Annotated in this window: 15 protein-coding genes and 2 pseudogenes; 2 read left to right on the top strand and 15 right to left on the bottom strand. The window is 40.3% G+C overall.

What is annotated here, in order from left to right; all coding sequences use genetic code 11:
• Window positions 1–58 precede the first annotated feature (58 nt).
• Window positions 59–784: a glycosyltransferase family 4 protein gene (locus MHH76_RS13420; protein ID WP_020452193.1), complete on the bottom strand. Its 726-nt coding sequence runs from the start codon at window positions 782–784 to the stop codon at window positions 59–61.
• Window positions 785–1168: 384 nt separating this feature from the next.
• Complete coding sequence (locus MHH76_RS13425) at window positions 1169–1657, bottom strand: hypothetical protein (protein WP_020452194.1); 489 nt, start codon at window positions 1655–1657, stop codon at window positions 1169–1171.
• Between the two features lie 184 nt (window positions 1658–1841).
• On the opposite strand from MHH76_RS13425, the gene MHH76_RS13430 reads away from it, so the two are divergent.
• Together MHH76_RS13430 and MHH76_RS13435 are read left to right on the top strand one after the other, a co-directional pair.
• Window positions 1842–2192, top strand: coding sequence for a hypothetical protein (locus MHH76_RS13430; protein ID WP_011198121.1), 351 nt, complete (start codon window positions 1842–1844; stop codon window positions 2190–2192).
• A complete protein-coding gene (locus MHH76_RS13435) occupies window positions 2189–2668 on the top strand; it encodes an endolytic transglycosylase MltG (RefSeq protein WP_020452195.1) in 480 nt (159 codons plus the stop codon). Before MHH76_RS13430 ends, MHH76_RS13435 begins: the two co-directional genes overlap by 4 nt.
• A 56-nt stretch (window positions 2669–2724) precedes the next feature.
• Here MHH76_RS13435 and MHH76_RS13440 read toward each other — a convergent pair.
• From MHH76_RS13440 to MHH76_RS13500, 13 genes and pseudogenes are all read right to left on the bottom strand, one after another.
• Window positions 2725–2976 (bottom strand): annotated as a pseudogene (locus MHH76_RS13440) (IS3 family transposase); the annotation flags it as partial.
• Window positions 2977–3489: 513 nt separating this feature from the next.
• Window positions 3490–3786, bottom strand: a complete 297-nt coding sequence (locus MHH76_RS13445; RefSeq protein ID WP_020452196.1) for a hypothetical protein — start codon at window positions 3784–3786, stop codon at window positions 3490–3492.
• Entirely contained in the window at window positions 3776–4330 is a 555-nt protein-coding gene (locus tag MHH76_RS13450) for a stage II sporulation protein M (protein WP_020452197.1), read from the bottom strand. Before MHH76_RS13450 ends, MHH76_RS13445 begins: the two co-directional genes overlap by 11 nt.
• A complete protein-coding gene (locus MHH76_RS13455; protein ID WP_020452198.1) occupies window positions 4327–5034 on the bottom strand; it encodes an ABC transporter ATP-binding protein in 708 nt (235 codons plus the stop codon). Before MHH76_RS13455 ends, MHH76_RS13450 begins: the two co-directional genes overlap by 4 nt.
• Window positions 5031–6725 (bottom strand): hypothetical protein, encoded by a 1695-nt coding sequence (locus MHH76_RS13460; protein WP_020452199.1) that lies wholly within the window; start codon window positions 6723–6725, stop codon window positions 5031–5033. Before MHH76_RS13460 ends, MHH76_RS13455 begins: the two co-directional genes overlap by 4 nt.
• Before the next feature lie 72 nt (window positions 6726–6797).
• Entirely contained in the window at window positions 6798–7142 is a 345-nt protein-coding gene (locus tag MHH76_RS13465) for an uberolysin/carnocyclin family circular bacteriocin (protein WP_020452200.1), read from the bottom strand.
• A gap of 24 nt (window positions 7143–7166) precedes the next feature.
• On the bottom strand, window positions 7167–7820 hold the full coding sequence (locus MHH76_RS13470; protein WP_020452201.1) for a YIP1 family protein: 654 nt from the start codon (window positions 7818–7820) through the stop codon (window positions 7167–7169).
• A gap of 191 nt (window positions 7821–8011) precedes the next feature.
• A pseudogene (locus tag MHH76_RS13475) lies at window positions 8012–8209 on the bottom strand (IS3 family transposase); the annotation flags it as partial.
• A 219-nt stretch (window positions 8210–8428) separates the two neighbouring features.
• A complete protein-coding gene (gene pstB / locus MHH76_RS13480) occupies window positions 8429–9208 on the bottom strand; it encodes a phosphate ABC transporter ATP-binding protein PstB (RefSeq protein ID WP_020452203.1) in 780 nt (259 codons plus the stop codon).
• A 12-nt stretch (window positions 9209–9220) separates the two neighbouring features.
• Window positions 9221–10048: a phosphate ABC transporter ATP-binding protein PstB gene (pstB, locus tag MHH76_RS13485; RefSeq protein ID WP_020452204.1), complete on the bottom strand. Its 828-nt coding sequence runs from the start codon at window positions 10046–10048 to the stop codon at window positions 9221–9223.
• A gap of 19 nt (window positions 10049–10067) precedes the next feature.
• A complete protein-coding gene (gene pstA / locus MHH76_RS13490) occupies window positions 10068–10955 on the bottom strand; it encodes a phosphate ABC transporter permease PstA (protein ID WP_020452205.1) in 888 nt (295 codons plus the stop codon).
• On the bottom strand, window positions 10955–11884 hold the full coding sequence (gene pstC / locus MHH76_RS13495; RefSeq protein ID WP_003183532.1) for a phosphate ABC transporter permease subunit PstC: 930 nt from the start codon (window positions 11882–11884) through the stop codon (window positions 10955–10957). Before pstC ends, pstA begins: the two co-directional genes overlap by 1 nt.
• Before the next feature lie 74 nt (window positions 11885–11958).
• Complete coding sequence (locus MHH76_RS13500) at window positions 11959–12876, bottom strand: phosphate ABC transporter substrate-binding protein (RefSeq protein WP_081320861.1); 918 nt, start codon at window positions 12874–12876, stop codon at window positions 11959–11961.
• Window positions 12877–12879: the final 3 nt, after the last annotated feature.

A 12879-nucleotide genomic window follows, 5' to 3' on the forward strand; every position in this document is an offset into this window, starting at 1 on the left:
TATAATACCACTTATGATGCCGGAATGCCAGGCGTTTTTTTTAGTTTGTCACGGTTTGTTAAAAAGACGTGTGATACACATGTTGCAAAAACACATTTTTGATATATCCAGGATCATGCAAATCTAATATATAAGCCTCTGCCGTTTGTCCGACCTTGTGCAGCTGCTCCTTATCGCGGACAATTTCTGCAAGCGCATATGCAGCTTTATCAGGATGATTAAAATCAACCTGAAAACCGGTCACCCGATCGATGACGAAATCGTTCCATCCCCCGTTGTTTCCGACGGCGACGGCAGCGCCGGCTGCCATGCTTTCTTGAGCAGCAATGCCGAACGGCTCATAACAACTTGGAAAAACAGCCATTTCACAAAATGCCAGCCAGCTCTCTCTTTCTTCTTCACAAAGGAAAGGAAGAATTGTCACACTTTCCTTAATGCCCAATTCTCTTGCCTTGGTCTCGATCCCGCTTTGAAGCGGTCCTTCCCCGGCAATGACAAGTTCAAGATCAGGCTGCCGTTTGCGAAGCTGCTGAAAGGCGTGCAGCCATTCGATAAACCCTTTTTCCGGAACAAACCTTCCGCAGGAAAAAAAGTACGGTACGCTTTTCATTCGTTTTTTCACCGTGCGGCTTTTTATGCACGGATGGGGAATGACGCGGACTTGCTCGAAAGGAAGCGAAAACGCCTTTTGCATGTCTGTCTTCATCATGCTGCTCAGCACGAGAATTTGATCGGCTTTTTTCAGCCAGAAGCCGTTCGAGGCTTGCTCTGTATGGGTGGACATTCTCGCCTGCTGCCGTTTTCCGGCCGCTTTCAAGGCCGTGTACCGTGGAAATCAGCGGAAGAGCCAGCACCTCGCTGAGATAAACGGCGGCAGGCGCGGTGATATCATCATTTGCATGGATAAAATTAAATTGTCCTTTATACGCCAGCACGGTTTTGATCATCTGAAAATTCATGGCGGCCACCGCCTCTTCAAAAGAAGCGAACGCTTTTAAATCAAGCGGAATCTTAAGCGTTTTCCATCCATGGCTGTTTTGCCCGGCAGCCGTCGTGCAGACGGTAAAGCTGACTTCGTTCCGCAATAGTTCAAGGTGACTTTTCACATAGCGCCCCGCTCCGCTTTTCAATAAAAGAGGATTTTCCAACGACAGCAGCAATACATTGATCAACGGAAACGCTCCTTTCCTTCTATTAAAGAATAACTCGTGTACGCGGAAAATTGAGTCGTCCAATCCTGCTGATTGTCGTGATACAGAAAACAGCTGCTGTTTGAATGGATTCCGTTTTCCCCAAGGTAGAAGCAGCCGGAGGTGAGAACGGCCAGCGACATGTTGAGCGAATTGTATATCCGGTATTCCGCTTTGTAGAACGCATTGCCTGCAGCGGGAAAAACCGAGGCTTCTCCTTTAAATGCATCGGTATGGATCGTCCGTACGCTGCGCTCTCCGTTTTTTACGCAAAAGAGAAGAATTTGCTTTTCGACGTCTTTTATACTTTCAAACAGAACCGCTTCAGCCGCTGAAAGCACAGCATCTGAGATTTCCCAGCTCAGCCGAACGGTTTCATGATCCGGCGAAGATATTTTTAAAATATCGTTACAAAACAAAGATTCGCTTCGAATACTATGTTGAAAAGGTTTTTTCGAGATGATCATCCTTTTCACCGTGCGCCCTCCCGTTAAGCCCTGTTATGTATTTATCCTATTGGAAATGGCCCCGCAGGCGCAACGAAAATAAAATTCTTCGACAAAATTTTTATTTTTTGCATTAACTCCTTTTGAAGCAAGCGTTTTTATGGTATAAAAAAGAAGGAGAAAATTAGAATTGAAGGTGATGAACGTGGAAATTGCTATCATTGCGCTGCTCGTTGTCAGCATTGCGCTGATTGCATTCTCATATTTTCAAAGAGAACCGATCAAGGAAGTTGAACAGGAGTTGGAAACCCTTCAGCTGTCCGCCATGCAGGAAATCTATAAATTGAAAAAGAAGATGACCGTGCTTGAGGAAGAGCTCCTCGATTCAAATGTGGTCGTCCGCAGACCAAATGCCGGCATCAGCCAGCATATTGCGAAGCAGATTCTTTCAAAATACCAAAACGGCATGTCTGTAGACGCCATCGCTAAAGCTGAGCACGTATCTGTCGAAGATGTGAAAGCGATCATTAAAGACAATGAGAGGGTGCTTGTATGACCAGACAAAGTGTACAAGCATTTGCCGGAGGAATGATTTTGGCTACCGCTGTTCTTGCAGGCGCATTTTATTTGACGGGTAACGGAAAAGCTGAAGCTTCTAAAGACGCTCAAAACATCAGCGAAACCGATGTCAAAACCTATTTAAAGGACAACCAGCAGGTTTCGCTGAAACGCGAAGAATACCAGCAGCTGCTCCATTATAAAGAGACCGCTCTGAAGCAGGATGCTTCGTCTCAAAACAAAAAAGAGAAAGAAGCAGAAAAAAAAGATTCCAAGTATAAGCTTGAAATCAAAAGCGGCATGAGCACGGCTGAGATAGCAGACCTCCTTGCAAAAGGAAAAGTCATTTCATCTGCCGATGACTTCAAAGATTATGTGAAAAAGACCGGAAACGAATCTAAAATCCGCGCAGGTAAGTACGAACTGAAGCGCGGTGACAGCTTGAAAAACATCGTCAAAACACTGTCCAAATAAAAAAGCAGGCTGGAACGGGACTGACCCCCGTTTTGAGACAGGATTTAAAAACACCTTTAAACAACCAATTCCCGATAGTTTACCGGTGATTGGTTGTTTAGTTTTGTTTTAATACGAATATTGTTAAAATAATGAATGTATTTCTTTAACAGTGTGTTCTACGATGGCAGTCGTAGTTCGATCAATGCTGTTAAGATCAAACGTTTCAGACTTTAGTGAGGAATGAAACGATCCGATGGAGGCATTATATTAATAGCTTTCTGATACTCATAAGATGTATACACTTAACCTTGATCGCACAGTAAGCAAGGACCCATATGTAATTTTTACAAGCTGAAGCAGTGCGGGTACAGTTCATAAAAAGGTTGTGGCTCCTGCACCATCTAAGTGTGAGATCATCCCACTTGCAGCTGTACCCATGGAAACAGTGACAACATTCCCCTTTGTCAGCTGTTTAATGCTTTGATTAGAGGTTCAAAGAATACTGTGTCTTGTAGAATGCAAAAATTAAAGTGACGAAGATAAACATGGTCGCCACTGGCAGTACTTTGATAATCCCTTCTTTAAATATCATTGATGCCAAATCCAGAAATAAGCACCCCTACCAAAGGCACCATGGTCGGACTTGCTTTCCCCAAACCAGTAAACGTTAACATAAGCCCTCCCCCTACAGAAACCGTTTACATACCTATACAATAAAAAAAGATGGAGAACCCATTCGTAGTACGAAGTTGAACTTGTCAAAAAGCAATTCAAATTATTAATTTAAACGATATAAAAAAACATCCATTAAGGACGTTTTTTGATTGAGAATTAAGCAATCAATTTAACCAAAAGAAAGTAACTGTAATTAAAAGTATTAAATATATGGCCGAAAAAATTCTATAAATACCTTTTTTGGTTTGGAAAGGTGGGGATATAAAAGTTACTAAAATGGTCGGGCCAAACAAAGCAATCAAAAAGTACCTATAATCAAAAAAGACAGTACAGATTGATAGTAGTATTGAAAAATAAAATACTATTATAAATGAAGTATTAACTTTACTTTTCGTTTCTTTTTGTTCTTCTTCTGTATGATCATCCAGTAATTTATCTATCTGCTTTTTATTAAAAAACATAAGAGCCTCCTAATGTTAATTTGTTAAGTAAATAAGGCGTTATTAATGCTTCTGTAACAGCAGCAAGTAATGTCAATAAAAAAAGTATAATAACAAAGTACAAAAAATCTTGTAAAAACTGTTTTTTTGAAAAATAAATACCCCTTATCTTCATATACACGTAATCTAACAATTTGAAACCAAGTGCTCCCGACAAAATCATTGCCGGAATCTCAAAAATACCGTGAGGAACCAAAGCAGTTAATATAAATAAGACATCGTTTCCATGGTCAGTGATACTATGTAAAGAAGATAGACCGACTAAGAAGCCATTCAATAGTAATAAGATAGATGTCAAAATTCCAAATGTAAACATTGAAAAAATGAGAAATAAATTTGCTGCAAAATTATGTGTAAAGTAACCTGATACTGTGATATTTTGAACATTATCTTGACTAAGGCTAGGTAGAATATTGTTAAAAATCACACCAAGAACTAAACCCACTATGTAAAAGGAGCTTGCTATATAGAGTATACGCTTATTTCTTTTTATTAATTCCTTCATTTTAGTATCGTATCCATATCCCTTATAATCAAATCTTCAAAATCCTTTATGTCTGTCAGGTGATTATATTCTTTAACTAAAGTACCATTAATCAGTATACCAACCTTATCGCATAGTTGTTGCGCTATGTTTACAAGGTGTGTAGACATGATGACAGTATTTCCCTGTTCAGCATAACGTTTGAGAAAACTTTTCATCATCTTTGTAGTGGGGGGATCAAATGCCCCTAATGGTTCATCTAATATTAATATTTCTGGTTCATGAACTATGGCTCCTGCAACAGATAACTTATGTTTCATACCAAAAGAAAATGTAGATATCATGTCGTTTTCATTATCTTTCAATTTAAATTGACTTAACAAAAGATCTATTCTATCATTTTTAATCTCATAAGGGACTTCTTGTAAATCAGCAACAAACTCAAGGTACTCTCTAGGTGTTAAATAATGATAGATAAAAGGTGCGTCTGGAACGTATCCTATATATTTAAGGTAAGAGGATCTTTCAGATTCCAAGGTTTCTCCTTTGACAGTGATTTTACCTTCGTAAGGTTTCACTATACCAAGGATACATTTTAAAAGAGTTGATTTACCAGCTCCATTTGGTCCAAGTAAGCCGTAAACTTTGCCTTTCTCTATCTTTAAATTAATAGATTCAAGGATCAGTTTATCTTTATATTTGAAAGACACATTTTCAATGTTCATGTTTTCATCTCCCAATTTTTCGTTCCTATTCTTTTAATCCAAAAATAATAAAAGACTCCAATACCTATAACAAATAAAATGGTACCTGTCACAATGATTAAAAAGAATACTCCCCTATTAATAATATTAAAAGTAACGAGAACGCCTGTGATACCATACAACTGAAGGTAAAATGCCAGTAACACTCCGAGAATAGTATGTTCAAAAAATGATGCTTTAACAGATGAACCAATGTCTTCAAAGTTCTCCCAATCTAAACGAGGATAGAGAAATGTTCCAATAATTTGTCCAGCCCCTATGATAAGACTGATGGAGTTAATCATGATGAACAATATAAGCTGCGTCATAATATCTAAGTTGAATAACAATAAGATGAATAAAAATAACGTATTCATTAAAATAAGAATCACAGATAAGTGCAATAAAGATTTTCCTGCGATCAATTTAAAAATAGAAGCACCCGAGCTCTTATAAACGTAAAGGTTCTCACGCTCTGCATCTGCTGAAGTTACGCCAAGTAATCCCTCTCCTAATAAAGATGTATTATAAGTCACAGCAAATAAAATTGGGTAGATAACAAAAATGTCTGAGAAATCAAACCACTTTTGATTTAAACTAAGACCTATCAATACACCTAGTTCTACTGCAATCATATTAATGGAAAGTACCAGTCGTTTTTTTATTGTAAAATTAGCTCTTAATAATGCAGTAAGGTCTTTCTTTAGAATAGCAATATTTTGCCGTGGTAAGGTCTTTTGTAAGAAACTTAAAAAAGGCAACTTGATTGGTTTTAATTTTGGCAAAAGATTATTAGGTACTGCTTCTTTTATAATCAATACTTTCAAAATTAAATGAAAGGTAATAAAGGCGAAAAGGCAACCTAAAGCAATATAACCTATAGAACATAAAAAAAATAAATGTATATCGCTTGTTGAAAGTAAAAACCAATTTGTAGGCAGCCAATTGGTGGTTAATATCGTATCTAATTTGAATAGATATATGAAATTGCCAATAGCTTCGAGGAGATCATTTTGATAAAAATAATTAAGTCCGATCCAACCAAGAAAAGTAGTTGAAATGGCAGATATACAGGCAATTCCTATAAGGGATAACAAGCTTTTTAATCGTGAATTTAAAATGTTATGTAGAAATTTAGAATAAACGATGTATGTAAGCGATGAATAAAGACTTGTCAGTCCAACAATAAATATTAGCAGTGATGGAAATGATAACAAAAGATATATACGGTCATGTGTAGAAAAATTTATAAAAAAGAGTATAGGGAATAACACTACTGTTAATTTAAACAGGATGTTTAGAAAAATTGTTGTAAAGAACCTTGATAATAAAATTTTTTTGGGATCCGTTTTTAAAGTATGAAGAAGAAGAAAATCTTCAGGATATACATATCGATGTATGATATCAGTCGATGATTTTAATATATTCAAAACAAAAAAGAGAATGATAAAGTTAGTACCTAGAGTTAGAATATGCTCTGGAACTCCAGTTAAAAGAGTCTGTGAGGCTTTATATAGAATAAATATATACACCAAGAAAAAGGGCGCAAAGACAAATAGAATTTTATTTGATTTAAGTAAATTTTCGCTTGATGGGAAAAAATAAATCAAGCGATTTAAAGTTCGTCTATAGGTTAGTTTAAAGTTTGCAATGAGAACCCTTTTGTTGAGCATGTGTATATTCCTCCTAGAACGAAAATAAGGAGGAGTATAATTATACTCCTCAATCTCTTCCTTTTGAGCATTTTACCATTCAGCAGCATATTTCTTGCCGTATTTTTTAGCTAGCTTTTTCGCTGTAGCTACCATTGCAGCTGTAATTAGACCAGTTCCGCCCAAAACAACAGCCAATAGGCTGAGAATTGTTAATACATCGCCTGTTGTCATAATAACACCGATTGCTACATAGGCTGTTTTTTTACTAATTCCTAGGTTTGTTGCAAGGTCTAAAGCGAACTGATGACCTGAACTAAAGTCAATAGAAGCTAAACCTGCAATACCTTCTGACGAGCCCATAAGGAAAGTAGCAATGGCAAAGAGAGAAACTACACCTGTAATACTTGCAATTTTAAAAAGATTGCTATTTTTCATCTTGAAATCTCACCTCCTTTCAGTTTATAAAAATAAACTTGTTGAAAAAAGAGAAATAATACCTAAAGACATTGTAATGCTAATGATTATGATGGTTTTTTTATAAGAAATTTGATGTATTACTTTTAAGGCAATACACCCTAGAATAGTAGACCACCAAAAGAAAGGGTCGATAATAATATTCAAGATAATATCTAGCGGCTGTTGAGAATTTGGGTAAATAACTGAAAAGGCGAAATCACTACCTAAAAAGAAAGAAAAAATAATGAGTATTGTAAATTTGATGCCTATAGGTATGATTGAATAAATAAAACTAGGGAAAAATTCTTTGGCTGTAGCGGTCCCGCCAATTAATATCCCAATAATATGTATAATAAAAAAGCTTACAAGAACCATCGAGGTAAATTGAATAATACCTAATACTAATGTAATGATCATAATGAGTGTATTCATATCAGTTGTATAATCAATTCCATTGTCTTGAAATGAATTATTAATCAAGGTAGAGAGTGTTGGGAAGATAGCTAAATAAAAGCCTAAGAACAGAAACAATACAGCTAGGAAGACAAACCAAGAATGACGATAATTCTTATCGCTAGAATACTTGATAGAAAGAAAGTCCTTTGGAGAAAATATGAAATGATGTACGAGAGTAATAAAGTTTTGTTTATTATCCATAAATGCTCCTTATATAAACAAAAGTATTTTTTGTTAATTCTATTAAAAACATATCACCTTTTACAATGTTTGGTCAATATGGGATTTTATTTATTAAGGTAAATTTAAGGTTGAATTGTTTCATAAAAATCGAAAAGAATGCCTCTGGGACTACCCCCTTTTTTTAAAACTTCATTTTGTTGTTTCAGCTAACGACTTTCTGCCTGCAGTCTCTCTAATTCAGAAGAATACTCGGGATCCTTTCCATAAGTATATTGTTTTCCAACAGGCTGTTCGAATTGGTGTTTATCCGCAGCCTTATACCACCTGACCCATGTCTGAACCCGTGCCTTATTCTTGATATTCGATTTCTGCATGATCTCTTTCATGGGTGCGCCTACCAATCTCATTTCTCCAGCCTTCCGTTTGACTTCAACCGGAACTCACTCTTGTCTCCATAGAAAAAACACCTCCATGTCTTATTTCGGATAACAACTATCCGTGCAAACTTGAAGGTGTTTTTTATTTGTCTCATCTATGGGGTCAGACCCCTTCGTACCAGCCTGCTTTTTTATTGCCTCCGCCGCCGATGCAAAAAAGACTGCCGCTTTAAAACGGCAGCCTCTTTCTCATCCGAACCGGCCTGTAATATAATCTTTTGTCCGATAATCGTCAGGACTTGAAAACATTTTGACCGTATCGTTGCACTCAATCAGCTCGCCCATGAGGAAAAACGCCGTTTGATCGGAAATTCTCGATGCCTGCTGCATATTGTGCGTGACGATTGCAATCGTGTATTTCTCTTTCAGCTTAAGCATCAGCTCTTCAATTTTCAAAGTCGAAACTGGATCAAGAGCGGATGTCGGTTCATCCATCAAGAGAACGTCCGGATTGGTGGCCAGCGCCCTTGCGATGCAGAGGCGCTGCTGCTGCCCTCCGGAAAGTCCGAGCGCCTGGGAATGAAGCCGGTCTTTCACTTCATCCCACAGCGCCACATCCATAAGCGCTTTTTCCACTCTCTCATTCAATTCTTTTTTGTTTTTCAGTCCATGGATCCTCGGTCCGTATGCGACATTATCAAAAATCGACTGGGGAAACGGATTTCCTTTTTGAAACACCATGCCGACTTTCTTCCGCAGCTCAACAAGGTCGACTTTGCTGTTCAGTACGTTCGTTCCGTTGTAGCTGATCTCTCCGGTCATTTTGACATTCGGAACCATATTGATCATGAGATTCAGCGTTTTAATGAAGGTCGACTTTCCGCAGCCTGACGGACCGATGATGGCGGTAATTTCGTACTCGGGTATTGTCAAGTTAATGTTCTTTAATGCGTGATGTTCGCCGTACCATAAATTCAAATCGTTGATCTGGTACACATCTTTTGGCTTTACAGCTGTTACAGCGCTCATACCGGCCCCTCCTTATCCAAACCTGCCGTTGATGTAATCCTCTGTCTTTTTTTCTGAAGGATTCATAAAAATCTTTTCCGTACGATCGTATTCGATCAAATCTCCGTTAAGGAAAAACGCCGTTTGATCGGAAATTCTTGAAGCTTGCTGCATGTTATGCGTGACAATGATGATCGAGTATTCCTCTTTTAAACCGACGATTAATTCCTCTATTTTCGCATTTGAAATCGGATCGAGCGCTGAAGCAGGCTCATCCAGAAGCAGGACTTCAGGCTTCATCGCGAGCGTCCGGGCGATGCAGAGGCGCTGCTGCTGCCCGCCTGACAGCGAAAAAGCCGACTCATGCAGCCTGTCTTTCACTTCATCCCACAGCGCGGCTTTCCTCAAGCTTTCTTCCACGATCTCATCAAGCACAGATTTACGCCGTTCACCCGCATACTTTAAAGCGTGGGTAATGTTGCTGTAAATCGATTTTGGAAAGGGATTCGGCTTCTGAAATACCATTCCGATTTCCCTTCTCAGATTGACGACATTGATATTGGAATCAAGGATGTTAAGTCCTTCATATCGTATTTCTCCGGATGTTCTGGCTGATGGAATCAGATCGTTCATCCGGTTGATGCTTCTTAAAAAAGTCGATTTTCCGCAGCCTGACGGACCGATCAAAGCCGTAACGGCATGTTTGTCAACATGCATGGAAATGTCGTTGACGGCCCGCTTTTCTCCATAGTAAATATTTAAATTTTTCACTTCTAAAATATGTTCTTTCGCTTCAGGAAACGGAGCGATTCCGATATTGTCGCGCACGGTTTCCAAAACCGGCATCTGGACCTGAGCCATATGATTTCATCCTTCCTTCTTATTTGTTTGCCGTTAATTTTTTATGAATAAAAGAGCCGAGCCATCGGGCTGCCAAATTAAAGATCAAGACGGACAGTACGAGAACAGCGGATGCGCCGTTTGCGATCGCTTCAGCATCAGGGATGATCCCCTGCGTGTTTACATTCCAAATATGAACGGCCAGCGTTTCAGCCGGTCTGAAAATATTGAGCGGCGATGTCTCAGAAAACGGATTCCAATCGGCGAAATTCAGTCTCGGCGTGGTTAGTCCGGCTGTAAACAGCAAAGCGGCAGCTTCGCCAAATACGCGGCCCGACGCAAGAATCGCGCCTGTGATGATGGACGGCACCGCACCAGGGATCAATACCGTTTTAATCGTATGCCACTTGGATACACCTAAAGCAAGGGAAGCTTCTTTTTGTTCCTTAGGTACAGAGCGGATCGCATCCTCTGTCACCCTGACCATGACGGGAAGGTTGAAAATCGTCAAAGCAAGCGCTCCTCCGATAATGCTGTACCCCCATCCGGTCAGATTTACAAACAGCAGCATGCCGAACATCCCCATGACGATCGAAGGGAGGGATGACAAAACTTCAATACAGACACGGATAAAATCAGTCAATTTGTTGGCGGGCGCATATTCAGCCATATAAATTCCCCCGCCGACTCCAAGGGGAACCGTGATCAGCATCGTCAGTGCGAGAATATAAAACGAGTTGAACAGCTGATCGCGGATTCCGCCGCCGCTTGAAAGCGCACTGGAACGCGAAGTTAAAAAGCTGAGGCTGATATGTGAAACACCATTGATGATGATATAAGCGAACAAACCGACAAGAATGGCGGCGATTACCGCAGCGATCAATCCAAAAACACCGGTTGCTAAACGATCTGTTACTTTGCTGTTCATTACAGTTTCCTCCTGGATGACAGATAGCGGATGAGCAGGATGAACAAGAACGACATGATCAGAAGGACAAGCCCCATTGACCAGAGCGTATTGTTTTCCACGCTCCCGTATGTTGTATGGCCCATATTCAACGTTATGATCGTTGTTAATGTCCCCGCAGGGTCTAAAAGGCTCTCAAACAAGTTTCGGGAATTTCCGATGACCATCTGCACGGCCAGCGCTTCGCCGAACGCCCTCGCCATTCCTAAGACGACGGCTGTCAGAAGCGAAGGCAGCGCTGCCGGTATCAGCACTTTGCGGATCGTCTGCCAGCGGGTTGCGCCCAATGCGTATGATCCTTCGCGCAGATTTTTCGGCAGCGACATGAGCGCATCCGTTGAAATAGAAGTGACCGTCGGCAAAATCATGACAGCCAGGACGATCGTTCCCGCCAGAAGGCTGTGGCCCGATCCGCTTGACTTAAACTGTGAGATGAACGGCACTAACACTGTAAGGCCTATGAATCCATAAACGACGGAAGGAATACCAACAAGCAATTCGACAACCGGCTGCAGTACTTTTCTGCCCCATGATGGCGCGATTTCCGTCATGAAAATCGCACCTCCTATTCCAAGCGGTGCAGCAATCAAAGATGCAAGAAGGGTCACTGCAAAAGATCCGAGTATAAACGGAAGGGCTCCGTATTCAGGGTTTTCGTTCGTTGGATTCCAATCTAGACTGGTTAAGAACTCAATTGGACTTACACCATTGGCCAGAAAAGATTGCAACCCCTTATTTCCGAGAAAAATTGTGATCGAAATTGCCGCCGCCATCATGATAAACGCGCACGACGCAACCAAAATCCTCCCGCGGATTTCATCCATTTTGCGATTATGCTTGGAGCTGATCAGCCGCTCTTTCGCGGACAGTTTCTCTATTTTTTGAACCATTTTTTACACTCCTATAAGAACAAGTCATAAGAGGGAAAGTGTCAGGAGCACACTTTCCCGCCTTCTATTGTCAATTATTTATCAGTTTGCTTTCCATCAGCATCGCGCTTTACTTCCATGTCTGTTACTGGAATGTAGCCCTGCTCCGTCACGATGGATTTTTGAATGTCATCGTTCATCAAATAGTCGAGGAATTCTTTCGCCAAGCCTTCAGGCTCGCCTTTCGTATAAGAATGCTGGTATGCCCAGATCGGGAATTTGCCTTTTTGTACATTTTCGGCTGTCGGCTTAACGCCGTCGATTGAAAGCGGAGTGACAGTGTCATCCTTGATATAAGAAAACGCAAGATATCCGATTGCCCCAGGCGTTTCAGCGATTAACTTTTTCACTGTGTTTGAAGAATCTTCCGTGATTCCTTCAGCCGGAGTTTCTCCGTCAAGTGCATATTTGACAAAAGTCGCGCGGGTTCCTGAAGAATCAGGACGGTTGACAAGCGTAATCTTTTGATCTTTCCCGCCTAGTTCCTTCCAGTTTTTGATTTTACCTGTGAATACCTTTTTGAGATCTTCTAACGAAATGTCATCGATGCCTACTTCAGGGTTAACGGCAGCTGCCATTCCGACAACCGCAACTTGATGATCGGTAAGTTCTTTGGCAGGAATGCCTTCTTTTTCTTCGGCAAAGACATCGGAGTTTCCGATTTGGACTGTGCCTTCAGCCACTTGGGAAAGGCCTGTACCAGAACCTCCAGCCTGAACTTGAATATCGGCATCAGGATTTTCATCCATGAATTTTTCAGCCGCTGCTAAGACAAGAGGCTGCATCGCCGAAGAACCCGAAATCGTCAAAGAACCTGAAGCCTTATTCTCTGTTTTATCGCTTTGTTTGCCTTCGTCTGCATTGTTGTTTGTACTGCTGCTTCCACAAGCTGCTGCGAAGACAACTAAAACGGACATGATGAACATCAGTGTGATTTTTTTAAATGGTTTCACTTC

Source organism: Bacillus sp. FSL L8-0193, from assembly GCF_037976065.1.
Classification (GTDB): Bacteria; Bacillota; Bacilli; order Bacillales; family Bacillaceae; genus Bacillus; species Bacillus paralicheniformis.

Bases quoted from the DNA above. Each gene is read 5' to 3' on its own strand.
- MHH76_RS13420 (WP_020452193.1), bottom strand. From the start codon at position 784: ATGTCCACCCATACAGAGCAAGCCTCGAACGGCTTCTGGCTGAAAAAA.
- MHH76_RS13425 (WP_020452194.1), bottom strand. From the start codon at position 1,657: ATGATCATCTCGAAAAAACCTTTTCAACATAGTATTCGAAGCGAATCT.
- MHH76_RS13435 (WP_020452195.1), top strand. From the start codon at position 2,189: ATGACCAGACAAAGTGTACAAGCATTTGCCGGAGGAATGATTTTGGCT.
- MHH76_RS13445 (WP_020452196.1), bottom strand. From the start codon at position 3,786: ATGTTTTTTAATAAAAAGCAGATAGATAAATTACTGGATGATCATACA.
- MHH76_RS13450 (WP_020452197.1), bottom strand. From the start codon at position 4,330: ATGAAGGAATTAATAAAAAGAAATAAGCGTATACTCTATATAGCAAGC.
- MHH76_RS13455 (WP_020452198.1), bottom strand. From the start codon at position 5,034: ATGAACATTGAAAATGTGTCTTTCAAATATAAAGATAAACTGATCCTT.
- MHH76_RS13460 (WP_020452199.1), bottom strand. From the start codon at position 6,725: ATGCTCAACAAAAGGGTTCTCATTGCAAACTTTAAACTAACCTATAGA.
- MHH76_RS13465 (WP_020452200.1), bottom strand. From the start codon at position 7,142: ATGAAAAATAGCAATCTTTTTAAAATTGCAAGTATTACAGGTGTAGTT.
- MHH76_RS13470 (WP_020452201.1), bottom strand. From the start codon at position 7,820: ATGGATAATAAACAAAACTTTATTACTCTCGTACATCATTTCATATTT.
- pstB (WP_020452203.1), bottom strand. From the start codon at position 9,208: ATGAGCGCTGTAACAGCTGTAAAGCCAAAAGATGTGTACCAGATCAAC.
- pstB (WP_020452204.1), bottom strand. From the start codon at position 10,048: ATGGCTCAGGTCCAGATGCCGGTTTTGGAAACCGTGCGCGACAATATC.
- pstA (WP_020452205.1), bottom strand. From the start codon at position 10,955: ATGAACAGCAAAGTAACAGATCGTTTAGCAACCGGTGTTTTTGGATTG.
- pstC (WP_003183532.1), bottom strand. From the start codon at position 11,884: ATGGTTCAAAAAATAGAGAAACTGTCCGCGAAAGAGCGGCTGATCAGC.